The organism is Amazonocrinis nigriterrae CENA67 (assembly GCF_016056305.1).
Taxonomy (GTDB): Bacteria; Cyanobacteriota; Cyanobacteriia; order Cyanobacteriales; family Nostocaceae; genus Amazonocrinis; species Amazonocrinis nigriterrae.
Map to the genome: position 1 here is coordinate 42,904 of NZ_JAECZC010000029.1, position 25,738 is coordinate 68,641.

17 protein-coding genes and 2 pseudogenes are annotated in these 25,738 nt (G+C 40.6%); 9 read left to right on the forward strand and 10 right to left on the reverse strand.

The genetic code is table 11. From position 1 onward, the window contains the following. Positions 1-95 precede the first annotated feature (95 nt). The gene (locus I8748_RS16105; protein ID WP_198125589.1) at positions 96-2,681 is read right to left on the reverse strand and encodes an adenylate/guanylate cyclase domain-containing protein; all 2,586 of its coding nucleotides are present in this window, start codon (positions 2,679-2,681) and stop codon (positions 96-98) included. Positions 2,682-3,783: 1,102 nt separating this feature from the next. Between I8748_RS16105 and I8748_RS16110 the strand changes: the two genes are divergently transcribed. The 3 genes from I8748_RS16110 (at position 3,784) to I8748_RS16120 (ending at position 7,571) form a co-directional block, all read left to right on the forward strand. Beyond that, a complete protein-coding gene (locus tag I8748_RS16110) occupies positions 3,784-4,083 on the forward strand; it encodes a hypothetical protein (RefSeq protein WP_198125590.1) in 300 nt (99 codons plus the stop codon). An 81-nt stretch (positions 4,084-4,164) separates the two neighbouring features. Beyond that, positions 4,165-6,567: a two-partner secretion domain-containing protein gene (locus tag I8748_RS16115; protein ID WP_198125591.1), complete on the forward strand. Its 2,403-nt coding sequence runs from the start codon at positions 4,165-4,167 to the stop codon at positions 6,565-6,567. A gap of 218 nt (positions 6,568-6,785) precedes the next feature. Then, positions 6,786-7,571 (forward strand): tryptophan-rich sensory protein, encoded by a 786-nt coding sequence (locus I8748_RS16120; protein WP_198125592.1) that lies wholly within the window; start codon positions 6,786-6,788, stop codon positions 7,569-7,571. Here the strand turns inward: I8748_RS16120 and I8748_RS16125 are convergent. The 3 genes from I8748_RS16125 to I8748_RS16135 form a co-directional block, all read right to left on the reverse strand. Further along, complete coding sequence (locus tag I8748_RS16125; RefSeq protein ID WP_198125593.1) at positions 7,565-9,913, reverse strand: glycoside hydrolase family 31 protein; 2,349 nt, start codon at positions 9,911-9,913, stop codon at positions 7,565-7,567. The genes I8748_RS16120 and I8748_RS16125 overlap by 7 nt on opposite strands. Before the next feature lie 312 nt (positions 9,914-10,225). Further along, a complete protein-coding gene (cutA, locus tag I8748_RS16130; protein WP_198125594.1) occupies positions 10,226-10,552 on the reverse strand; it encodes a divalent-cation tolerance protein CutA in 327 nt (108 codons plus the stop codon). A gap of 61 nt (positions 10,553-10,613) precedes the next feature. After that, entirely contained in the window at positions 10,614-12,665 is a 2,052-nt protein-coding gene (locus tag I8748_RS16135) for a glycoside hydrolase family 10 protein (protein ID WP_198125595.1), read from the reverse strand. A gap of 156 nt (positions 12,666-12,821) precedes the next feature. On the opposite strand from I8748_RS16135, the pseudogene I8748_RS34615 reads away from it, so the two are divergent. Beyond that, a pseudogene (locus I8748_RS34615) lies at positions 12,822-12,920 on the forward strand (Uma2 family endonuclease); the annotation flags it as partial. Positions 12,921-13,098: 178 nt separating this feature from the next. Continuing rightward, positions 13,099-13,557, forward strand: coding sequence for a hypothetical protein (locus tag I8748_RS16140; protein WP_198125596.1), 459 nt, complete (start codon positions 13,099-13,101; stop codon positions 13,555-13,557). 159 nt (positions 13,558-13,716) lie between these two features. Here the strand turns inward: I8748_RS16140 and I8748_RS16145 are convergent, their stop codons facing one another. Next, positions 13,717-14,925 carry a NupC/NupG family nucleoside CNT transporter gene (locus I8748_RS16145; RefSeq protein WP_198125597.1) on the reverse strand — a complete coding sequence of 403 codons (1,209 nt, stop codon included), beginning with the start codon at positions 14,923-14,925 and terminating at the stop codon, positions 13,717-13,719. Positions 14,926-15,159: 234 nt separating this feature from the next. Between I8748_RS16145 and I8748_RS16150 the strand changes: the two genes are divergently transcribed. Further along, positions 15,160-19,785: an AAA family ATPase gene (locus I8748_RS16150; protein WP_198125598.1), complete on the forward strand. Its 4,626-nt coding sequence runs from the start codon at positions 15,160-15,162 to the stop codon at positions 19,783-19,785. A 236-nt stretch (positions 19,786-20,021) separates the two neighbouring features. Here the strand turns inward: I8748_RS16150 and I8748_RS16155 are convergent, their stop codons facing one another. The 5 genes and pseudogenes from I8748_RS16155 to I8748_RS16175 all read right to left on the reverse strand — a co-directional run bounded on the left by I8748_RS16155 (position 20,022) and on the right by I8748_RS16175 (position 23,143). Further along, positions 20,022-20,381: a type II toxin-antitoxin system VapC family toxin gene (locus tag I8748_RS16155; protein WP_198125599.1), complete on the reverse strand. Its 360-nt coding sequence runs from the start codon at positions 20,379-20,381 to the stop codon at positions 20,022-20,024. Then, positions 20,371-20,598 carry a hypothetical protein gene (locus I8748_RS16160; protein WP_198125600.1) on the reverse strand — a complete coding sequence of 76 codons (228 nt, stop codon included), beginning with the start codon at positions 20,596-20,598 and terminating at the stop codon, positions 20,371-20,373. Before I8748_RS16160 ends, I8748_RS16155 begins: the two co-directional genes overlap by 11 nt. A 92-nt stretch (positions 20,599-20,690) precedes the next feature. After that, positions 20,691-20,833: pseudogene (locus I8748_RS16165) on the reverse strand (amidohydrolase); the annotation flags it as partial. A gap of 79 nt (positions 20,834-20,912) precedes the next feature. Further along, positions 20,913-21,656, reverse strand: coding sequence for a hypothetical protein (locus tag I8748_RS16170; RefSeq protein ID WP_198125602.1), 744 nt, complete (start codon positions 21,654-21,656; stop codon positions 20,913-20,915). Positions 21,657-21,745: 89 nt separating this feature from the next. Beyond that, positions 21,746-23,143, reverse strand: coding sequence for an amidohydrolase (locus I8748_RS16175; RefSeq protein ID WP_198125603.1), 1,398 nt, complete (start codon positions 23,141-23,143; stop codon positions 21,746-21,748). An 84-nt stretch (positions 23,144-23,227) separates the two neighbouring features. Here I8748_RS16175 and I8748_RS16180 point away from each other — a divergent pair, with 84 nt between their 5' ends. The 3 genes from I8748_RS16180 (at position 23,228) to I8748_RS16190 (ending at position 25,726) form a co-directional block, all read left to right on the forward strand. Continuing rightward, positions 23,228-24,010 (forward strand): cysteine hydrolase family protein, encoded by a 783-nt coding sequence (locus tag I8748_RS16180; RefSeq protein WP_198125604.1) that lies wholly within the window; start codon positions 23,228-23,230, stop codon positions 24,008-24,010. A gap of 81 nt (positions 24,011-24,091) precedes the next feature. After that, the gene (locus I8748_RS16185) at positions 24,092-24,547 is read left to right on the forward strand and encodes a cupin domain-containing protein (RefSeq protein WP_096552541.1); all 456 of its coding nucleotides are present in this window, start codon (positions 24,092-24,094) and stop codon (positions 24,545-24,547) included. A 381-nt stretch (positions 24,548-24,928) separates the two neighbouring features. After that, complete coding sequence (locus I8748_RS16190; protein WP_198125605.1) at positions 24,929-25,726, forward strand: hypothetical protein; 798 nt, start codon at positions 24,929-24,931, stop codon at positions 25,724-25,726. Positions 25,727-25,738 lie beyond the last annotated feature (12 nt).

Here is a 25,738-nt window from a genome sequence, read left to right on the forward strand (position 1 = left end):
CCTCTGGGGTTGGGGGGCAATGAGGGGGAGAATAAGTAAACCAATTCCCAATTCCCAATTCCCAATTCCCAATTCCCAATTCTCCATACCCTAATTTACTTTTCATTGAATGTCCAAACACCATCATCCCAATCAAAATCTGTTGGAGGTGATTGCATCCAATGCTGACAACGTAGAAGATGCAACATTGCAGCTTTGTCTTGATTGTCAGCTGCCAACACTTTGGCAAACTCACGTCTGGCAAGGTTAAAATCGCGTTTGAGGTAATACTCACGACCTTTGTGATAATGTTCAATCACTTGCATTTTTTCGCTACTAATTGGCTCAGAACGCAAACCGACTAATTCATATATAGATACTGGCTCATTTCTACCTTTGACGCGAATATAATCTAGTTCCCTAGCCCAAATATTTTCTTCACAAGGTTGAAAAGTGTTTTGACTTATAACGATGTCACAACCGTATTGTTTACTGATACTTTCTAGTCGGGAACCAAGATTAACACCATCGCCAATGGCAGTAAATTCCATCCGCTTACTAGAGCCAATATTGCCACTAATAACGATATCGGAATTAATGCCAATACCAATATTAATTCTGGGTTTATTAGCTGCGTGACGACGTTGATTAAATTCGTGTAAGCGATGGCGCATTTCTATAGATGTTTGTACTGCCATCCAAGCATGTTCTTCCAATGCCAGAGGGGAACCAAACACAGCCATAATGGCATCGCCGATGTATTTATCAAGTGTGCCTTTATGTTTAAAAACTGCCTCTACCATCGATTCAAAATATTCATTGAGCATACTCACCACTTCTTCAGCTTCTAAGTTTTCTGTCAAAGTGGTGTAGCCTCGAATATCAGAAAATAAAATGGAAACTTCTTTGCGATCGCCTCCTAGTTTAGCGTCATCTAGTTTTAATAATTCTTCAGCTAATTCCTGGGTCATGTAGCGGTACATCGTACTCTTGAGCCGCTTCTCATCGCTGATATCTTCCATGACAACCAGTGCGCCCCGGACTTGCTGCGGATCGCTGGCATCAGCAATGGAGTTAATGGATAAATTAATACTGTGTTGTTCTGAGCTACTACTGACGAGTGTACGGTCAGGATAATATTGCTGGCGGCGTTTCGAGTTATTACCGCATAAAGCATCATGACACCATTTGCTAAAGTTGCCTTCTTTAATGGCGATCGCATCACTAATCAATTTACCTTCTAAACGGTCTTCTGGCTCCAGCCCTAACAAGCGTTTGGCGCTTTCATTGGCGGCGATAATTAACCCAGATTTATCAGTGGAAATCACACCATTAGAAAGACTACGCAAAATGTCCCGCTGCATTTGTTCTTGTTGCTTGACAGTGGCAAACAACTGTGCATTGTGCAATGCTACCCCCGCTTGAATATTAAAAGCTTCCATGAACTCTTCATCATTGCGGTCAAAACTAGCGCAGAAGCAATCGGGAGCTTTCGGCCAATTAGCCGGGTCATAATGAGGAAAATCCCCTGACTTTTTTTTATTTACTAGTTGGGTAACACCAATTAATTCTTGGTCGGCGTTATACACTGGCATACAAAGTAAGCTACAAGTGCGGTAGCCATTTTGTTGGTCAAGTTGTTTAGCTGTTTCTGAGTCAGGATGGTCATATAAATCAAAGGGAATATTCAACTTTTTGCCAGAAGCAGCAACGATACCAACAACACCTTTACCGATGGGTACTCGTAACTCTTTGGTAGAACCATCGTCTTGGGTGATCTTTGTCCACAATTCATTTTTATCACGGTCTATCAGCCATAGAGTACTGCGATCAGCATTCATTAGTTCTTTGGCTTCGTCCATCACCCGCTTTAAGGTATCTTCCAAGTCAAGACTGCTTTGACTTAAAGATTTAATCGCCTTCATCAACGCTGCTACGGCCCTTTGTTTTTGAGTCGCTACATAAAACGAGCGCGATGATTCTAAAATCAAGCAAATTGAGGGAGCAAATTCTTGAAATAATTGTTCATCAGCCCTGGTAAAGCCTATGGTATCAATGCGCTCTGAGAGTGGAGCCTCTGGATTATTTAAGGATTTTAATTTATTGAGTAATTGCACTACCGCTACTAACCGTCCTTGTTCATTGAGTAGCGGCAAAGCTAGCATTGTGTAGGTGCGGTAGCCAGTTCTTTTTTCTTGTTGTTGAGCAAATACTGAACGCGGGTCGTCATAAAAATCAAAAGGAATATTGATCACTCGTTGGAAAGTGGCGACTTCACCAGCAATGCCTTTATCGGCAGGGACACGAATTTCTGGAGAGCGATCGCCTTCTCCCTCAGCTACAATTGACCAGAGTTCTTGTTTTTCTTCATCTAATAAAAATATAGTTGTCCTGTCTGCTCCTAATAATTCTCCAGTTTTCAAGGTAATTGAGTGCAACATTTCTTGCAGTATTGTCTCAAATCCTTGAGAATCGAGCATTGACAGAGTTTGATGAACAATATGTAATTTTTGCTCAACTTCCGTGACAACCTGTTTAAACGTATCCTGAGTCAGGGGAGCAAGAAACGTGGAAATAGTTCCCTTTCTTCTGGCAAGAGCGCCCACAGGAGCAGAAGTTGGTTGTAAGTGGTGATTTTCTTGGTTGTGATCACCAATAATTAAATCAGCAGTCTCGCCAAAATTACGTTTATGCACTGACATAGGTAATTTTTGATATAACAGGTTTAAATGTTAAGTATTTTTAACAATGTCATGAAATTTATCTAAGTGTTGCTTTTAGCAACAATCGATTGACACTAACCACAGTTTAATCGCTTGTTAAGCTAGCGTCATCCTGCGCCAGTACTTGTCTTTCCCAATGCTTAGTTTGCAATGAGAGTTGGGGATGATAGACAAATCTAGTCAGTGTTATTGCCTTGTTCTATACCTGAAAAAATGTGAAAATCAAGGGATAATACTAATTTGGGTAGATGTCAGCAATAAATACTTCTCCCCAGATTCTCTTGCTCAGTTGTAGCCACCTGAAAGTGAAATAACCCAATCGATACACCCAGACCAACAGATGCCAAATAGCGGCAGAAATATCAACTCATATGAAGTTATTTCTTAGCAGCATCAAGTTAATGGCTTGATGGTAAATTGTAGGTAAAATTCTTTTCCATTATTATAGATGCACCACTGAGAGTCAAACTGCGATCGCTGCTAGAGCGCACATATCACCAGCCCACATAGCCATTACCTACTTGACTGGCTATGCTTGTGGGGTTACTGTTATACATAGTTCCCAAAAATCGTGCTAAACTAACAATTTGCTGTTCTAAGTCAAAAAATTGCTAGAGTCCAGAAGGTAAAAGACTTCAAGTGATTTGATTTTGACTGTCATACATGACCCATTGCCCTATTCAACTGACGAATTATATCAGTCAGGATGTTCCCCTGTGTCAAGCGAGGAAAAGCATTTAGGGGATAGGGTTTTTAATGTGCAGTTAGTTTAATCCATAAACTGTAAGAGGCTTTGCTAGTCGCGTGGCAGAGATTATGGTTTCAGGGTGCTATCAATAAATCACTTTTAGTAATTCAAAGACAGGTAAGATGCCTGAGCTAGCACGATTATAAAGTTGTGTAACAAATTTGAGACTGCTGCATAAAACCTAGATAACAGCCGTAAGTATAAATGGAGCAACAAAATTCTTTTAAAGAAAGTCTCCCCATTTCTAACATGCTGTTTGGTTTGATGGATTGGTAGCAATTCATTTTCAAATCTTTGACTCTATTCCTGTGTTTTGCAAGAGGTAACTTGAATATGACTAACATATTAGAGCTAGCGAACAATTTGGGTGAGAATGAGACGGGAATCTTCGCCAGCGATCCAGGCGAGCCATGGCCTTTAATCGGTAAGCTCAAAAAAAAGCTAAAAAAAAAGCTATCTACTTCAACACAAGAAACTCCTAATCAGCCTGAAGAACTATTTAACCCCAATCAGCCTGAACAGAACCCATCTAACAGCCCCAACAATCTCCTCATATCACTCCAGTTCATCTCCTGGCTTTATAAAGCTATTAAACATCAGTCTCTCTGGTGGCAGAGATTAAGTTGGGCATAAGGATTTTCATCACAAGTGATAAATGAACGCAGTTTTTTCTAAATACAACTTGGTAGTTTTAGATAAAAGGCAAATTTTGAAATGACTCAAAGCGGCAAAGGTTGCTCTTTACAACTAGGTTTAGCAAGTTCTCTAGCAACTGCTGGAGCATTAACCCTTGGCATTACCTCTTTTTTAGCAAATTCTGCCTTTGCCCAGAGTCTCATCACTCCTGATCAAAATTTAGGAACTGAAAACTCTCAAGTTATCAAAAACTACCTTGGTAATCCTACTGAAGCTCTTACGGGCGGGGCAACTCGTGGTAACAATCTCTTCCACAGTTTTCAAGAATTCAATGTTAAAGAGGGACGCTCAGCTCTTTTCTTGATTCCCAACAGTAATATACAGAACATTCTAGTCAGAGTTACGGGTAGTAACCGCTCAGAGATTCTAGGCAAGCTTGAGACTTCTGCTGGTTCTAATGCCAATTTATTTTTGATCAATCCCAACGGAGTCATCTTTGGGCCGAATGCCACACTAAATGTAGGTGGTTCATTTGTGGCTAGTACAGCTAGTGGTATCAAGTTTGCCGATGACACCGTTTTTAGTGCAACTGCTCCCCAAACAACACCTTTACTGACGGTGAGTGTACCGCTTGGTTTGCAGTTTGAGAGGATTGGGGGAGAGATTAATCTACAGGGGAAACTAGAAGTCCCAACAGGTAAAACTCTAGCGTTAGTTGGGGGTAATGTCACTCTAGATGGTGGCAATGTCAACCTACAGGCCAATCTTTACAATCTAAAAGCACCAAATGGTCAAATCGCATTGGGAGGTATTCTTGGAACAGGAACAATAAGACTGAATTTAGATAGCAATAACCAGCTTTTGAACTTTCCTAATGATGTAGCTTTAGCAGATGTATCTTTCATAAATCAAGCTCGAATTAGTGTTAGTGGAGAGGGCGGTGGTTACGTTCAGCTACAGGGAAAACGTATCACGCTTAATGATGCGTCAGAAGTTTTTGCAGATACTGATGGAAGTCAAAACGGTAGAGGAATTTATATTCAGACAGAGCAGTTAACTCTTCAAAATGGGTCGCAAGTAAAAGCTTCTGTTCGTGAAAATGCGACTGGTTCTGGGGGAAGTATATTGGTGAGGGCAACTGACTCTGTACAAGTGAGCGGAACAATACCAAGGGGAAAGTACAATCAGGGTAATCCTAGCGCTTTTTTTACTAACACTTTTGCTTATGGTAGGGCGGGCAGCCTAACCATTGAAACGGGAAAGTTAATTGTTGAGAATGGAGCAAACATATCAGCTAGTACTCAACCCAATAGCCAAGGAAAAGGGGGAAATTTAGAAGTTACCGCCTCAGAGTTTGTAAAACTAAGTGGCTTTTCAGCTTTTAACAACCCCAACGGATTGTTTGCTCAGACTCGAGGTAGTGGAGACGCAGGTTCCTTGACCATCACAACTCCTGCATTGATTGTTCTTGATGGATCAGTAGTAGCAGCTGGTACTATTAGGAACAGTAGTGGCGATGGGGGAACTCTGACTGTAAGCGCTTCTGACTATGTGGAATTGAGCGGAACAGCACCAAATGGTTTTCCTAGTGGCTTGTATGCGCGGAGTCAAGGTAGCGGAGATGCTGGTTCTGTGTACATTACCACAGGGAAGTTGATTGCGCGGGATAATGCTCAAGTAACCGTAGGTGCCTTGGGAGTAGGGAATGCAGGCAACTTGGAAATTACAACCCGTGAAATCCTTTTAGATAGTAAAGGACAACTGGTTGCTAGAACCACATCAGGTGATGGGGGCAATATTAATTTGCAATTAGAGAACTTGTTGCAGTTACGCAATAATAGTCAAATTCTGGCTGATGCTGGTGGTGGTGGAAATGGGGGCAATATTACCATCAATATTCCTAATGGCTTGATAGTTGCTGTTCCAGAGGAAAATAGTGACATCAGGGCGAATGCTGACGCTGGTAAAGGTGGCACAGTCAACATTGATGCTTTTCGTGTCTTCGGCATCCAACCTCGTGAAAGTCTGACCGAGTTGAGTGATATTACCGCTAGTTCTGAATCTGGGCCACAGGGCAATATCGTAATTAACACCTCCGATCTTGAACCTAGGCCAGAATTAATCAATTTATTACCAAACCAACCTGTTGAGCCTAAAGTATCCCAAGTATGTCAAGCAGGCACAGCACAAAAGAAAAATAGTTTTACCATCACTGGTCGTGGTGGCTTACCAGCCAATCCCACTGAAGCCCTCAACACTGATGCTGTTCTCACAGATTGGATTACTCTCGACAAAGTTGCAGAAACTTCCTCTGGTGTAACTAGAGAGAAAAATTCTACTAATCCCAGCCAGGCAAACATTGTAGAAGCTACAGGCTGGGTAATCAATGCTAAAGGAGAAGTTGTACTCACTGCTAATGCACCTACTGGCACGATGCATAATTACTGGCAAAAGTCAAGTAACTGTAGTTTGCCTCAATAGGGGAGCAGGGGAGCAGGGGAGCAGCAAAGAGGCTTTTAAGGTTTATGCACAAATAGTAGAACAATTAGTTGTTAGTCGTCAGTTGTCAGCTGTCAGTTGTGATTCTCTGTATCTCCTCATCTCCTCATCTCTCCTTCACAGTGCTTACGCTTCACTAAAAGCGCTACAAATATGGTATATGCTAAAAGCACAAAAGCTATAAGCTGTCTCACTGTTTTATGCCGCAGTATACATCTGGCAACAACTGGGATTTTTTGCGCCAGTTTGTTACCTTGTTGGCAATTATCGGCGCTTTCGTTGTTAATGTGCTATCAAATATTTCTCCGCTCAATGGACTCACCATAGGAGAAATTTCCAACAGTTTGTTCAATAATGTTCTGATTATCCCTGCTAACTATGCCTTTGTGATTTGGGGACTGATTTATCTAGGATTATTCGCCTTTGGAATCTACCAGTTTTTACCTAACCAGAAACACGATTTAGATTTACGCAAAACAGGTTACTTGTTGGTAATTGCCTGTGTTGCTCAAAGTGTCTGGGTGTATCTTTTCCTCTCCAGACTTTTTGGACTTTCTGTAATTGCAATGCTCTTGATTCTACTACCTCTAATTGGTATTTATCTGCAATTAGGGATTGGAAATAAGTATGTACCTCGTGAGAAGAAGTGGTGTGTTGACTTTCCCATCAGCATTTATCTGGGCTGGATTAGCGTTGCAACTATTGTCAATGTAGCGTGTGCTTTATATTTTCAGAAGTGGAATGGATGGGGAATCTCTGCTGAAGTTTGGACTGTGATTATGTTTTTGGCGGCTTTTTCAATTGCAGCAATGATTTGCATCCAACGTCAAGATATAGCTTACACAGGAGTAATAGTTTGGGCACTGGTTGCGATCGCAGTTAAGCACTGGAACAATTCTCTACTGAGGAATGTAGCATTAATTTTGGCAATTGTGCTTGCTGCGATCGCCACAGCTATAAAATTACGTAATCGACATGACTATTGACTATTGTTAAATATCAACTGTTGTGCAGTACCATCATCGATAAACCTCTGTTCATCAACACCTACTAGTTCCACAATTATTTCACGCGTTGCAGGTGCAAAGTTACCCTCTCTTGCTGAAATCTCAACAATGGTTTGTTGTCCTTGTGTAATAACTTGGTAAGTTGTTGTACAGAAGGCTCCCGTTTGATACTCGAAAGTATGACCGTCATCTTCATAAAGTGTAAACTCACCTTTACCCCTCCAAATCCTTAACCTCATTTGGTCTACAGGACGTTCATCTGTATATTGCATTACTGGGGCCATGGGAATAATTGCACCAGCACGGACATATAATGGCATTCGTTCTAGGGTTGCGTGTGCCAGGATGTGAGTTGGCCCTGTAAAAGTATCACCACTCCACCAATCGTACCAGCAACCTTCAGGCAAATACACAGCACGGTGTTCAACGCCTGGACGGTAAATTGGTGCTGCTAATATTGACGAACCAAGCATTACTTGGTCAGCTAGAGTATGGGTCTTGGGGTCATTGGGGAAATCATACAATAAAGGGCGCAGAATTGGCGAACCAGTGGTTGCAGCTTGCCAAAAAAGAGTGTAAATGTAGGGTAGTAGCTGGTAACGCAATTCAATGTACTCACGGCAAATTTTTTCGATGCGATCGCCAAATACCCAAGGTTCATGCTGTGCTGTAGTTAATGCTGAGTGTCCGCGCATCAACGGATAAAGTATTCCTACCTGCATCCAACGAGCAAATAGTTCCGCCGTAGCGTTACCTGCAAACCCCCCAATATCAGCACCTACAAAACCAACCCCCGATAGGCCCAGATTACACAGCATTGGTAGAGACATTTCTAAGTGTTCCCACAGAGATTGATTGTCTCCTGTCCATACTGCTGACCAGCGCTGAATACCAGCGTATCCAGAGCGTGTCAAGATAAAAGAGCGTTCTGTCGGACGAGATTTTTTAGCTGCCTGATAAGATGCCTGTGCCATCATTAACCCATACAAATTATGGGTTTCAGCGTGAGTTGTTTTCTCATCAGTCGGCCCTTGTAAAGCATCAAGAGGAAACGAAACCTTGTTACCAGGGTCGCCGAATGGACGGTCATCAAGTGCGGGTTCATTCATGTCATTCCAGATACCAGCAACACCAATATCTGTAAGGCTGTTTTGCCAACTTTCCCACCAACTCTGAACTTCAGGACGCAGGAAATCAGGAAAGACAGCTTTATCAGGCCAAACATAGCCGTGAAATAGTTGACCATTGGTATTACGGATAAAATAGTCGTTTTTTAAACCTTCGTCGAAGACTTTGTAATCTGCTTCTGGTTCATACTTCACTCCTGGATCAACAATTGTCACTACTTTGAAGCCATCTTGCTGAAGTTCTTTGATTAATTCTTGAGGGTGAGCAAATCGCTTGGGACTCCAGGTAAAAACCCGGTAGCCATTCATATAGTCAATATCAAGATGGATAACATCACAGGGAATGTAGCGTTGACGAAATTCATCGGCTAGTTTACGTACTACGTCTTGTGACTCGTAACTCCAGCGACACTGATGATAACCTAGCGCCCATCGGGGTGGTAAGGGCATTTGTCCGGTTAGCTGAGTGTAAGTCTGAAGAATTTTTGCGGGTTCAGGGCCATAAATAATATAGTAATCTAGTTCACTTCCTTGAGTTTCCATCCGCCAAACTCCAGGTTGTTCTGCACCTAAATCAAATCGGCTCCAAAAAGTCGTATTGAAGAAAAATCCATAACCCAATCCCGGACGCAACGCTATAAAAAAGGGAATCGTCTGATACATGCTGTCTGTCATGATTCCATAATCAAGGGCATCAGATGTCCAGTTGGTTCTGACTTTTGAGCGCTGATCGAGTAAACCAGTGGGTTCACCGAAACCATAGAAGTGTTCGTCTGCTTCTATTTGTTTCCATCCAGCAACAGCACCAGTCCGCCATCCCATTCCTAAGTCTGCATCCTGAGCAAAGGGCTGTCCTGCTGAGTCGAAACACTGGATACGACATGGATTGCGGGACACGACAATGCACAATTGCTCGGTTGTAATTTCTATAGCCTCTGCTTTTTCTCGCACCTCAAACGGCACTATAGACCATTGTTCATCCGCCTGTGCCACTGCCCACGATCGCCTGGTTAGAAATTCGCCCGTTGCTGTCATTCGTACCCGAATTAAGTTAGATGCTAGCACACTCACACGCAGACAAGCATCGCCACATTTGAAGAGGATATGGCGCTCATCCTGTTGTATTCCTTGTACTGCGCCTAGGATTGACCAAGGTGCCTCGTTTGTGTGCAGTTGACCGAAGTATTGCGGCATAATCCCTGATTAAATGACAATTATTTCCCCAATAGAGATTCACACAAACTACTGACAAAATGCCTGTATCTTGAGCAGGACTTATACTAATTCGTAATTCGTAATTCGTAATTGTAGAGACGATTCGCCGAATCGTCTGTACTCAGATATGGCATGGCTTTGAGGTTTGAATCTGTTGCCGAATTTTAGAGAAGGGAATAGGACATGGGACATAAGGCATTGGTAATTTCTTGCCTATGCCCTATGCCCAAAAACTACAGTTACCAAGGGGGTAGAGTTTTTTATCCCACTGTTATGCAATGCCGAATTATCCTATGGGCTGGTTTGTAATGTTCTTTGAGGAACTTCAGCATTTAACCAACCTAAAAATCCTTGATTGATAGCTGTGGGTGAAATCTCAGCAATAAAGTTAGTGTAGCTAATGTGCTGACGGATTAGTTGTTCAATCTCAACCCCATAGCCATCTTGAGTTTTCACAATCAGCACCACTTCTGGTTCTTCTGTAATTTTTCCTTCCCAACTGTAGGCGCAGGTAATGGGAAACCAGTTGACACAAACTGCTAGCTTTTGCTCTAGCAATGCTCGACCAATTTGACGGGCTTCGTCTGTATTATTTAAGGTAATGTAGTAAAGTTTCATCAAAAATCTCCGGTAAGTGTGGCAAATTTGCGGCGTTAATACTTAATAAAAATAGCGTTCTCTAAACTGTAATTACCACACCGACGCTTTCATTTGCTAACCTATCGACTGCACACACAGCATAGGTTCCTGGTTGAACAGTAGCAAAAGTAGTGCCAGCAGATAAAATTCGCACAAGAACCCAACTATCGCCACTTTGACGGTAAAGTGTCCAAGAACGAACTGGTTGCTGATCACCAGGTAGCCAATTGAGTTTAGAATTATTAAATCGCAGTTCTTTGGGAGGGGCTGGTGGGACTGCATTTTGCCACGACATACTAGGCACTAGTGCAGGTTTAGCATAAAGCGAATTTTTGAAATTGTCAGCAATGCCTTGGCGATTTTCCTTGATAGAACTCATACTGAAGAAAATATTCCCCAATGACAAGTCTTTTACTAAGTTGCGACTAGTTTTAACTTGTTTTTCTATCTCCTCATCTTTCCAGGCTTTACCATCCAGTTGTCCAATATTGTTACCTGCATATATATGTCGCTGTTTGGGATTAATTTCTGTCCACCATTTCAGCAATACAGGATAACTTTGTTTTCTTTGGTCAGTGCGCCAATATAGTTGTGGAGCTAAATAATCAACCCAGCCTTGCTCTAACCATTTCTTAGAGTCAGCATACAATTCACTGTAGGCATCCAAGCCGCTAATTCCTGGTGGTTGTCCGGGGCGATAAATACCAAAAGGACTAATACCAAATTTCACGTAGGACTTTGTAGTTTTAATTCCTTGAGATAGGCGTAGCACCATCTGATTCACATTTTCTCGCCGCCAGTCAGCTAAACTGAGTGTACCGCCAGTTTCTTTGTAAGCTGCATAGGTTTCGCCATCTGGGAAAGACTTACCCTCTATGGGATAGGGATAAAAATAGTCATCTAAGTGAATGCCATCCACATCATAGCGACGTACAACATCGATAATTACGTTGTATACCCTATCTTGGACTATTTTTCTTCCTGGATCCATCCATAACTGATTGCCCCATTGATAAACTACCTCTGGATTAGTTACAGATATATGGGGGCGGACATTGGGGGTAGTTTTGGTGCTAGTTTTGGCGCGGTAAGGGTTGAACCAAGCATGAACTTCGATATTGCGTTTGTGACATTCAGCGATCGCAAATTCCAAAGGATCATAATATGGTTCTGGTGCTTTGCCTTGAGTTCCGCTAATCCAAGCACTCCAAGGTTCTAGCAGGGAATTATACGATGCATCTCCCTCTGGTCGCACCTGCAAAATCAAAGCATTGAAGTTTAGCGCTTGTAATTGGTTGATAATTTCCAGTAGTTCAGCTTTTTGTTGTGCAGCTGGGAGTCCTGCTTTGGAAGGCCAATCACTATTCCATACTGTTGCTACCCAAACCCCCCGAAACTCCCTAGGATGACTTACCCGGACAGTACTAGGCGATGTTGGCGTGGGTGTTGGTGTTGGTGTGGGTGTTGGTATGGGTGTAGATGCTGGCGGTACTATCAGGTAGGGTGAGGCAATTTTCTGGGCTTGTCCTTGATACACCAAAACCTGATAAACAATGGCTGTGACATCAGCACGAGTTGCCGCTAAAGTTGGGTTAAGTAATTTGATATTGGGGTAGCTAGCCACTAATGCGGCACTAGTAGCAATAGCAACTTGATTTTTGGCATAGTTAGGAATTTTAGCAGCGTCTTGATAAATCTGCGGTAATGCACTCACTAGGTCAGGTTTTACCTTAGTGGCAATTTCCAAACCATTCACCAACGCCACCAAGACATCACCTCTAGAAATTCGATCATTGGGGTGAAAACTGCCATCGGGGTATCCCACCAAAAATCCTGTTTCGTAAACTTTTTGAATGGCACTTGCTGCCCAATGATTAGCAGGGACATCAACAAAGGGGGTATACTGACGCTTCACAGGTAATGTAAAGACTGCCGCAACTATAGCAGCAAACTCAGCGCGAGTGACTGAATTATCTGGGCGAAAAGTTCCATTGGGATATCCATTCAAAATGCGACGCCCCGTTAAGGCTTCAATAAATAGGCGTGCCCAATGGTTTTGAACATCCGAGAAGCGGGTAGAGTTAGATACCATTGTCCCTTGCTTAGCTAGTTTTTAGCTTTATATCCTTAGTTAATTTAGCAAGACGAGAGCGATCGCGTTTGGTTTTTTGTATAAATTTTCACAGTTGTCACACTACGACTTTTCTCTATGTAGGATATGGATATGAGTTAATATTTTGTGCAGCTTATGGTTAATATAGCAGGTCAACTCACTATAGAAGAGTTTCTAGCGCTACCAGAGGGAGATATATACTATGAGCTTGTCGATGGTCAAGCAATCCCTAAAATTATTACCTTTTGACAGTTGGGAAACTGACACTTTTCCCTCTGTAGATATGTGTATGATTTACTATTTTGTGCAGTTTATGGTTAACATAATTTGAGAGAAGTCAATTCACCTAATCGCCCTCTTGCGCTCACTAGCTAAAATATAACGGAAAATCATTAGTCTAGGATTCTGACAAGTGCGAAAACGAGTATTTTTGATATTATTTATACTTAGCTTCCTTGGCGTTCTAGGCTTTGCTCACATAGTAGATATCTCCGAGCGATCGCCAACAGTCAAATGCCGTCCGTGGGGATTTATCTCATCACAAGAAGGAAAATATTACTCATATCCAGAGAAAGTAGTGGTTCAACCTTGGCGTGGTAGGCATCATGTCTACGGTATATTTATGTTACCCAATGGATACCGTAGCGATCATTTTGTCACGTTACAAATACCTGGAGAAAAAACTTATTGTGGAAGACTTGTAGGTCACAATAATTCTATTACAGGTATTAATGCCAAGCCTGGATATTCTTTGGCAAGAGGATACTTTAACACGCGAATTGCTATTAAGCTAATTGCTGAAGGCAAGGGAAATCAGTTACTACAACGTAGTAACTGGAGATTGGGTTATGTCAAAAAAGCAGGGGAGTAGGGGTGCAGGGGGGAAGAAATCGTACTACGTCAAACGCAACATAGTATTAGAACAGTGTTGATTGCTCAAAGTTCTGAAGCAAGTGATTTTATACTCAGAACTCAGCAGTACAGACGATTCGGCGAATCGTCTCTACTCAGCACTCAGCACTTTACTAGATTACACTAGCAGCCCAGCAATACAAGCGGTGATAAAACCTGCGAGTAATCCACCAATCATTGCTCTGACACCCATACGAGCTAAGTCGTGTTGACGTTGCGGTGCCATCCCTGCAATCCCACCAATGGTAATGCCAATTGAACCAATATTGGCAAAATTACACAATGCATAAGTGGCAATAATCACTGCACGTTGTGAAATTTTGCCACTCTCAATTAATGTCTTCAAATCTAAGAAAGCGATAAACTCATTGAGAATTGTTTTTGTACCTAACAACGCCCCCACTTGCCTACAATCATTCCAAGGTACTCCCATCAAAAATGCTACGGGAGCCATGATAAAAGACAATATCCACTGCAATGATAGCTGCTGTAAACCAACACGCGCTCCCAACCATCCCAGCAGTGCATTCACAGCAGCCAACAATCCCAAAAAGGCAATGATCATTACCCCAACGTTAACTGCTAGCTTCACACCATCAATTGCCCCACTAGTAGCAGCATCAATTACATTCACATAACTTGTTTTTACATCCATTTTTGCCTTACCAGTGGTTTCTGATATTTCCGTTTCTGGATATAGCAATTTTGATACTACCAATGATGTGGGAGCAGTCATAAAGAAGGCAGCAATTAAGTGTTCTGCTGGAATACCAAAAGAAAGATACGCCCCTAGAACTCCACCTGCAATTGTGGCAAAACCCCCAGTCATTACTGCATGGAGTTCTGATTGCGTCATATTAGCTACATAAGGTTTGACCATCAGTGCAGACTCTGTTGGCCCTAAGAAAATGTTACCTGCACAGGATAAAGACTCAGACCCTGATGTTTTCATTGTCTTGATCATGATCCATGCCAGCAAATTCACTACTCGTTGTAATATGCCGTAGTAATACAAAACGCTAATAAAGGCGGAAAAAAAGATGATTGTGGGCAGTACTTGGAAGGCAAATAAATGATCTTTAAAATTCTCTCCAAAAACAAATTTAGCCCCAACATCAGAAAAGGCCAAAAAATGACTCACAATATCTCCTAGAGATTTAAACACATTTAAACCCCAAGAAGTTTTAAGAATTAATAACGCAAATACAAACTCTAGCCCTAAACCCCACACCACTGTTCGCCATCTCACTGCTTGACGATCAACAGATAGAATGTAAGATATGCCGATAAAAACTAATATTCCTAGTGCAGAAATAGCGCGTTCCATGTTTACTTCCAAAAATTATATTGCTAAGACATGATTGTGAATAAGCATACACAAAAGTATGTATTTATTTACATGTTTGTGGTTAATTACTAGAGTTTTGAGGTGGTGATCATGAGCGCGATCGCAGTTTATTATTTTGTGAGAAAGTTATCATTTCAAATATTGAAGGCATTCTAGAAATAGAAACCATCAATGTATAACAAAAAAATTTTATTTTGTGAGTAAAATAAAACTATGGTGTCACTAACAGGATATCAAGTGCGTGAGCTAATTTATGCAGGCTCCAGAACTTTAGTGCATCGCGGTATTAGAGAATCAGATCATAAACCAGTAATCATCAAACTCTTACGGCGTGAGTATCCCACGTTTTACGAACTTGTACGGTTTCGCAATCAGTACACAATTACCAAAAACTTGGATATTGATGGCATCATTAAACCCTGTAGCCTGGAAATTTATCAAAAAAGCTATGCCTTAGTCATGGAAGACTTGGGTGATATTTCTCTGCAAGAATACGCTGCAAATCACCCACTTAATCTGACAGACTTTTTTCACATTGCCATTCAAATTGTCTTAATTCTTGACAAACTGTATCGCCATCGGGTGATTCATAAAGATATCAAACCTGCCAACATTTTGATTAAACCCAATAGCAAACAAGTAAGACTCATCGATTTTAGTATTGCTTCTCTGCTGAACAGAGAAACGCAAACCCTCACCAGTCCCCATGTCTTAGAAGGGACGTTACCATACCTGTCTCCCGAACAAACAGGAAGAATGAACCGCTTAATTGACTATCGCAGCGACTTTTATTCTTTGGGTGTAACTTTTTTTGAACTTCTCACCAATGAGTTACCTTTCAAATGTGATGACCCGATGGAGTTGGTGTATTGTCACTTGGCTAAGCTTCCTCCACAAGTTCATACGATCAATCCTGATGTTCCACCAATTTTGTCTCGGATGATCAGCAAATTGATGGCGAAAAATGCTGAAGACCGCTATCAGAGTGCTTTAGGGTTAAAGTATGACTTAGAAACTTGTCAGCGTCAGTGGCAACAGACTGGCAGTATCAAAGATTTTAACTTAGGAGTTCGGGATATTTGCGATCGCTTTATCATCCCCGAAAAACTCTATGGTCGCCAAGCAGAAGTAGAAACCTTACTCGCAGCATTCGACCGAGTGTCGAAAGGAAACACTGAAATGATGTTAGTAGCAGGTTTCTCTGGTATTGGTAAAACTGTCGTAGTTAAGGAAGTCCACAAACCTATCGTCCGACAGCGCGGTTATTTTATCAAAGGAAAATATGACCAATTCCAGCGCAATATTCCTTTTTCTGGCTTTGTGCAAGCTTTCCGCGACTTAATTGGGCAATTACTCAGTGAAAGTGATGCTCAACTGCAACAGTGGAAAACTCAGATATTGGAAGCATTGGGGGAAAATGGACAAGTCATGATTGACGTTATTCCCGAACTTGAGAAAATTATCGGGACGCAACCACCTGTACTGCAACTATCATGGAGTGCTGCTCAAAATCGTTTCGATTTATTGTTTCAGAAATTTATCCAAGTTTTCACTACTAAACAGCATCCCTTGGTAATTTTTCTTGATGATTTGCAATGGGCAGATTTGGCATCTCTCAAATTAATGCAACTGCTCATAAGTAAAACTGATACTCGCTATCTATTATTAATTGGTGCCTATCGTGATAACGAAGTTTCGACTACACATCCGTTGACGATGACGTTAGAAGAAATTCAAAATCTAGGAGCTATCATTAATACTATTACTTTAGATCCACTCCAGGAACCAGATTTAAACCAACTCATTGCTGATACTCTTAACTGTTCTCTAACAATTTCTTTACCATTAACGAAACTGGTATATCAAAAAACTAAAGGTAATCCTTTATTTGCTAATCATTTTCTCAAGTATCTCCATGAAGAAAATTTAATGAATTTTAACTTTGATGAAGGTTGCTGGCAATGTGATTTTGCTCAAATCAAAGCATTAGCTATTACTGATAATATCGTGGAATTTTTAGCAATTAAATTGCAAAAATTACCACAATCTACTGTGGAAGTTTTGAAATTAGCTGCTTGTATTGGCAACCAATTTGATTTAGTGACTTTAGCAATTGTCAATGAAAAATCTCTTCTAGCAACAGCAGCCGATTTGTGGAGGGCGTTACAAGAAGGACTGATTATTCCCAACAGTGAAGTTTATAAGTTTTTTCAACCTGACGTTAATATTCAATCATCAGTAGTCAATGAACTTCAATTAATAGCTACTGATAATGCAAAAGTGACAGTCGCTTATAGATTTCTGCATGACCGCGTACAACAAGCTGCATCTCTTCTAATTCCGGAAAATCAGAAAAAGGTAACGCACTTAAAAATTGGACAAATACTTTTAAAAAATATCTCTGCTAAAAAACGAGAAGAAAACATCTTTGTATTGGTTAATCAGCTGAATATGGGAGCGGATTTAATCACTAATCAGTTAGATAAAAATGAACTAGCTCAACTGAACTTAATAGCAGGACATAAAGCGAAATCAGCTACAGCTTATGAGACAGCAGTTAGGTATCTAAATACTGGGTTAGAAATGCTGGTGGATGATAGTTGGCACACTCAGTATGACCTGACTTTGAAACTCTACATTGAAAGTACAGAAGCAGAATATTTAAACGGTAGTTTTGATAGTGCTAGCAAACTGATTAAAATCGCTTTACCAAACACCAAAACACTGCTTGACCAGGTGAAATTATACGAAGCTCAAATGCAAATTTTCATATCTAAACTAGAGATGGTTAAAGCAATTGACATTGGGCTGCAAGTTTTAGAAAAATTAGGCATTAAACTTGTGAATTTGGCAGGTGAGGAAAGCTTAGTAGTTGAATTACCCAACATCGCTGATATCGAAAAATTTTTGGTGATGACTGACCCCTATCAACTATCAGCAATGGAGATTTTGAAAATCCTCTGTGCCCCTGTTTTTATGGCTAAGCCAGAAATTTTTACTCAGTTGATTATCACAATGGTCAATCTTTGCATTGAACATGGTAATTCAGCTTTATCTGCCTTTGCCTATGGTTTTTATGGCTTGTTATTATCTGGTATTGGCAAGTTGAGTGATGGATATCATGCTGGAAACATTGCTTTAAAACTGTTGGATAAATTTGATGCTAAAGAACTGAAAGCAAAAGTTTATAACTTGTTCAATTCTAACATTAGAACCTGGAAAGAGCATACTAAAAACAGTATTCAACCTCTACAAGAAGGAGTGCAAAGTGGGTTGGATACTGGAGATATTGAGTGGGGTGGTTACTGTGCTGCCAACTTGTGTAGTTACCTATTTTTTTCAGCAGATAACTTGCAATCAGTTGTTAAGCAACAGGCAACATACATAGATATTTGCATCAAAATTAAACAAGAAATACCCATCCATTTTTCTCAAGTATGGCGACAACTAGGTTTGAATTTCCAAGGTTTATCTCCAAATCCGTGTTTATTGATTGGTGAAAGCTTCAATGAAGCTCAAATGCTGCCACGTTTAATTGCAGCCAAAAGTGGTACAGTGTTGTTCATTTTTTATGTAGCTAAAATAATTCTATTTTATTACTTTGGAGATTATGCCCAGGCTTTAGAACAAGTAAAATTAGCCAATGAACAGTCCGGTTCAGCATTTGGTTTCATGCAGGTTGTGATTCTTAACTTCTATCATTCATTGGCACTCCTTGCTCACTATACCCAGGTCGAACCTAGCGAACAACAAAAGTATCTAGAGCAAGTTGAAGTTAACCAAGAAAAAATGAAATTTTGGGCAGATCATGCGCCAATGAACAATCTGCATCGTTACATGTTAGTAGAGGCAGAAAAGGCGCGAGTGCTTGGGCAAAAATGGGAAGCATCTGAGCGATATGATAGCGCTCTTGCCAATGCGAAAGAAAATGCTTATATCCAGGAAGAAGCCCTGATCCACGAACTTGCTACTAACTTCTATTTAATGTGTAAAAGAGAGCAAATTGCCCAAAATTATTTACTGAATGCCTACTATTGCTATGCCCTTTTGGGTGCTAAAGCAAAAGTTGATGACTTAGAAAAGCGTTATTCACAATTACTCGCCCCTATACTACAATGGGAGAAAAATTGCGTCAATTCCAAGGATTCTATTTCGACGTTCAGTAGTTTTTATCTCTCTACTTTTAGCGATGAGACAACCTTCTCTTCCAGTAGTAGCGCTTCAGAAATTATGGATTTTGCAAGTGTCCTCAAAGCCTCTCAAGCACTGTCTAGGGAAATTCAACTTGACAAGTTGCTCTCTACATTCATGCAAGTAGTGATGGAGAATACAGGAGCTAAAAAATCTGTTTTGATTTTGCTTAAGGATAACAGTTGGGTAATAGAGGCAATTGCAACAGTCCAGACAAGACCAAATGTTCTACAATCTATTCCCATTGAATTAAGTCAAGAGATTCCCTTGACTGTGATTAACTATGTTAAACACACTTTAGAATCATTGGTAGTCGATAATGCAAATGTAGATAATTCCTTAATTTGTGACTCATACATTATCCGAGAACAACCTAAAAGTTTATTGTGTTATCCGATTGTTCATGAAAGAGAATTGATTGGCATTCTTTATTTAGAAAATAATCTGACTTTAGGAATATTTACAAGCGATCGCTTTGCCGTTGTCAAGCTTCTTTGTTCCCAAGCTGCTATATCCTTAGACAACGCTCATCTCTATCAAGAGACTCAAAATTATGCCCAGAAATTAGAAAATCACATTCAATACTTGCAGCAAATGCAAATACAATTAGTACAAAGTTTGAGGATTTATTTACAACTAAAGCTGTAGATAAAGGTACAGCATTAAGACTAGCGATCGCTCGGCAAATTATGGTTTAGAATTAATCGGCTTATTGATTACCGATCTAAGTTTGATAGGCTTATTTTGAACATAACCCTAGCAATAACCCCATCAATAATTAATCCTAAACCGCATTTGAAAAGTATAGAGCGAGAGTTGTGCGATCGCTAAAATACCTTGTTAGGCGGCAGCATTCACCAAGCTACTGTTTGCAAATTCTCTATTTACTGGAAATGGCCATCGCGTGTTACCAACGTCAACCCATACTGCAATGCAAGGGCTGCAATCCAAATGTCATTCTCTGGTAACGGACGCCCTTTAAGCCTTAGCTTGTTTTTGATTTCACCATACTGACGAGCGGTTTCTGCATCACACCCAAGCACAGTACTGTTAGCAACTAACTCATCAACTCTTGCTAAATTCTCTTGAGGTCGCCCCGATTTTCTTGCGCCATAACACAACTCCCCAATTGCAATGCTTGAAATAAAAACCTCATCAGCTTGAGCAAGATTGTTTTTGATTACTGCTTCATCTGCAAATAAAGCAATAATAATGTTAGTGTAAAGCAAGTATCTACCACTCATTAGTATCAACTTGCTCACAGCCTTGCTCAATAGCCTCACGCATTAACTGTAGATCATCGGATGGGATTGAACCGGCAAAACGTAGTAATTCTTGCCCTGGAGTCCCTTGAACTTGAGTTTTTGCCAATATCCGAGCAAATTCAAGTACCTGCCATTGCAAGTGCTGTGGCATCGTTCTTAGTTGTTCGATTACTTCGTCGATAATGGATATGTTCATTTTGTCCTCCTATTCCATCATCTTACACAGCTGCACTCATAAGACGAATAGAATACTCTATAAAAAGCGATTTCCTGATCTTCACAATCCCATACAGTGCGATGATGAGCCTCAACTTGCGAGACACTTTCAGATATCGCTTGGTTTCTCACTGAGATCGATTAAATAATTCTTGCCGTAATTCATCAACATTAATTTTTGTGACTTTGCCATCAGCAACAATTTGCTGACCATTCGCTCAAGCAGTACCAACAAAGTTATGCGATCGCTCAAATACCCGATTGTTTTCACAAAAGATATGCAGATACAATGAGCTACTCAAGTTTTGGAATTTCTAGAGGATTTATCGTTTGTTGCTGGTTCTTAGACTGTAGTACTTCACGAGTTTTCAAAAACTTTTTACCCAAATCTGTTACATGAAAATATTTAGTCAAATCGATTGATTTTTTGCCATTATTACTCGCTTGCACCACATCGCTAATAAGACCAGAGTTAGTTTCAATTAGTTTCAAATCTCGTAAACGCCTTAACTCCTTAGCTACTTCTTCTGATACATAAAAATCATATTTTTTGTTAGCTTCACAATGCTTATCTAGTTGATCAATCTTGTCATAATCTTTGCCAACAACCAAAAAGTTATACATAAAGGCTTGCACTTCTTCTAAATTGTCTTGCTGTTTTCGTAATTGTTCTAATTGTTGTTCTTGAAGTTCATCGATTTGTTTTTTCTGCTCATCGACTTCTTGTTTTAGTTGCTTAAACCTGGCTGTTACACCGCCCTCTCTAGAAATACCAAAATCCTCTAGTCTATTCAGCAAATCAGAGTTGAACAATAAAACAAGAGCAATGAGTATAATATCTGGGGTTTCTATCTTTCTTGGTGGTTGTTGTCCTTGTTTAAGAAACATTGGGCTAATTAAGCTAAATATCACATAGCCTACTGCTATCAATGAAACGATGACAATCCAAAAATTACTGTTAGGCTTATTCTCTTTTTTGCTAGCATTAATTTTTAGCAATTTTTTCTTTTTCGGATGTTGATTGCTCTGTTCACTCATAAATTGCCAACTTTAATTTAATTAAGCAGGAATTTTCACACCTCAAATAAATCATATGACAGAAGATTTAACTATTTTTGTTTGGTTTTTTACAATCCCATGATTGTGCGATAATGAGCCTCGATTTGCGCGACACTTTCAGATATGCGCTTGGTTTCCCACTGACTGCGATTAAATAATTCTTGCCGTAATTCATCAACATTAATTGTTGTCACTTTGCCATTAGCAACGATTTGCTTGCCATTCACCCAAGCACTATCAACAACATTATGAGGACGACCTAAAACCAACAAACCAATGGGATCTGTACGGGGAAGCAATGATAAATGCGTGAGGTCATAAAGCACTAAATCGGCTTGTTTACCCACGGTGAGAGAACCGAGTTTGTCTGCTAAATTTAATCCTTTCGCACCTCCTAAAGAAGCCATTTCTACAGCTTGCTGGGGCGTAATCCAATGCTGATAATCTGAGTCTGTAACATTGTGCAAAATAGAACCGATTTTGATGGCTTCTAACAAATCTTGAGAGTCATTACTAGAAGCACCATCACAACCAAAAGTGACGTTTACACCAGCTTGGCGATATTTTAAAATCGGGGCGATACCACTGCCTAAACGCAGATTACTTAATGGGTTATGAACCACTGTAGATTGAGTTTCTGCCATGATGTCAATATCAGCATCATTTAACCATACACAATGAGCTAGGGTTGTGCGATCGCTCAAATACCCGATTCTTTTCAAATGTTCCACAGCAGTACAACCGTACTTTTCTTGGGCGAGTTTTTCCTGTGCTTTCGTTTCTAGCAAATGGGAGTGACGACAAAGATTATAGCGATCGCTTAATTCAATGCACCCCTCAAACAAAGCATCAGTACACAACTGAATTCCCGTTGGTGCCACCAAAATATATACACCCTCATCTGGGCGATGAAATTGTCTGGTCGCCTCTTCAATAATTGCCAGTGTTGCCGACGTTGAACGAAAATAAGGTTCATGAGTTTTTGCTGATTCCCCTGACGGAATACCCGCAGTCATGGATTCATCTTGAATTAACGGGGCGATAAACGCGCGAATCCCCACTTCTTTGTAGGCGCGGACTGCGGTAGCGATGGTTTCCAACTCCAGTTCGGGAATTAACACCAAATGATCTACAACACTCGTACCGCCGGAAAGCAGGGTTTCCACCGCCGTTCCCAAAGCGCTGAGATAAACTTTTTCAGTGTCGAGGGGGGCAAAATCATAAAGTTCCGCCAGCCATAATTCTAAAGGAAAGGCTGACATGATCCCCCGCTGCCACATTTCTGATGAGTGGGTATGGGCATTGAAAAATCCAGGTAGTAACAGCTTATTTGTACCATTAAAGGCAGTGCCGATTACCTCTAAATCGGGTGCAATGGCAGCAATTTTACCGTCTACAACCTGCACATCTACCGTTGTATAAGCATCATCGGCAGCGATTAGAACATCTTGGATAGTGAAAGTCACGATATTTAACCTTGATTAAGTAAATGAACGCTCAACCAAATTTCAAGTTACAAAATAAAAAAAGGTGTTGGGTGTTGCAATTTTATGAATCTACCTTATCGGACATTGGGGGTTGCGCCAAATGCTTGGACTGTGAATCATGCGATCGCAGATATTACTCGTCCTCAAAATACCCCACAACCCGTTATCTTACCAACAGAAACTAAAACCCTGCGCCTCGACTTGGCAAAAGCCGCCATCCTCGTCATTGATATGCAAAACGACTTTTGCCACCCTGATGGCTGGTTGGCGCATATTGGCGTGGATGTTACCCCAGCGCGTAAGCCTATTGAACCTTTGCAAAGCTTACTCCCAGAACTGCGTGCGGCTGGTGTTCCCGTAATCTGGGTAAATTGGGGCAATCGTCCCGACTTACTCAATATTAGTGCTGGTTTACGTCACGTCTACAATCCCACAGGAGAAGGTGTAGGATTAGGCGATCCTCTACCGAGCAATGGTGCTAAAGTACTTATGGCAGGTAGCTGGGCTGCGGCAGTAGTGAACGAATTACAACAGCTACCGGAAGATATTCGCGTCGATAAATACCGAATGAGTGGCTTCTGGGATACACCCCTAGATAGTATCTTGCGGAATTTGGGAAGGACGACACTATTTTTTGCTGGTGTAAACGCCGATCAATGTGTGATGGCTACGCTGTGTGACGCCAACTTTTTAGGATATGACTGTGTTTTAGTTAAAGACTGCACAGCCACAACTTCTCCCGACTATTGTTGGTTAGCGACATTATACAACGTCAAACAATGCTTTGGTTTTGTCACTGATTCACAAGCGATTTTAACAGTGTTAGAAAAAACTGGCGAGTGGTGAGTTCAAAATTTCTAACTCATAACTCATAACTCATAACTCCTAACTCCTAACTCGAACAACAGTTTAAGAGGGCATCAACAAATGTACGCTACTCGTTGTGTAATTCCTGTGATTAAATCTCCCAAAGATTACCAAGTGTATCGCATCAGTCCCCATGATACTAATCGGTTAGCAATTATCTTCGATTCCACAAATGCTAATACTTCCCTAACTTGCTGCTTAGAAATTTTTGATGTCGGTGGACAAACACCACCAAATCGCCATCAATGGGCGGTGGAAATGTTTTTCGTACTCAAAGGCGAAGGAATAGCTATGTGTGATGGTAAGAATGCTCATATCAAAGCGGGAGATAGTTTATTAGTTCCTCCCACCGGCACTCATATGATTAAAAATACGGGTTCCACTCGCTTGTATACGCTGACAATTATGGTGCCGAATGAAGACTTTTCTGAATTAATTCGTAGTGGCATTCCTATGGAGTTAGATGCAGAAGATATGGCAGTACTGGGGAGATTAGATGCTTTAATGCCTTGTTAGCAATATTTGGATTGATGGCGAAACTCAATAGTGTAGTAGGTAAAATTCATTGAGTACATTAAGCTTATGGAGTCAAAATAATTCGTAATTGATAATTCGTAATTATTAGGGATTACCAAGAAATAAATTATCCAATTTTGTGGGGTGGGCGTCTCGCCCGCCCAAGCCTTGGGGCGGACAAGATGTCCACCCCACAATAAAAATTGTATATTTTTTTATGTGGAATTCCCTTACCCCTCGGATAAATCCGGGGGATTATATAAATTGCTACACTTTATTTTTTAATTCATAATGAAAGTTAGCTACTATTCATTCGTAATTCATGAATGAGTGAGTAATTCCTAATTACTCAACTGTAATATTTATAAGAGCAATAAAGTGATGTTCAGCGAATTCAAAAAACTCATTATTAAGACTTTTAGCTTTCACCAAAAAGATACATCAGTAACTCTATCAAAAATATTCTTATGGAGTACATGGTTAGTTTATGTTGGTTATCTATTACTGAGTGATTTACCTCCAGGATTATCACTGTTGCATATCACATCTGAAACATTACAAGAAATATGGAATTTGAGCCTTAATTTTTGGTTAGTGCTGCCAATCGTATCTCCAAATGTCGCACCAGTTATCAATCCAGCACTAGAGGGATTATTTAACATTGTGGTAACTTGGGCAATACTATTTTGGGGCTTTGTGATTGATGGTCGCAATCAGCGATTTCCCATAGTTCCATTTTTGATTGGTACGGCATTGCTCACAAATGTATTTTTTCTGCCTTGGTTGGCATTACGGCAACCGAATCCTCAACCACCCACAGATTCGTTAACATTTTTAGAAAAAATAGCAGAAAGCCGAATTCTACCTGCATTTTTAGGTATGATTTTTGTGGTTTCGCTGGTTTGGGGAGCATTCGCACGTCCTGAGTATGGTGATTTAACAACACGCTTTTCAGCTCTTTTAGAATTATTGTCTACTGACCGACTAGCATATTCATTTTTAATAGACTTGTTGGTATTTTGGCTATTTCAATCATGGCTAGTTAAAGATGATATGGCACGTCGCAATTGGTGTAACCCAACAGTACTACGGGTAGTACGTCTTGTACCATTTTTAGGGCTGGTTGTATATTTGTGGCGACGCCCTTCACTAGCTGTTCAGCAGATGAAAGCTGATTGAATGACTTCAGTG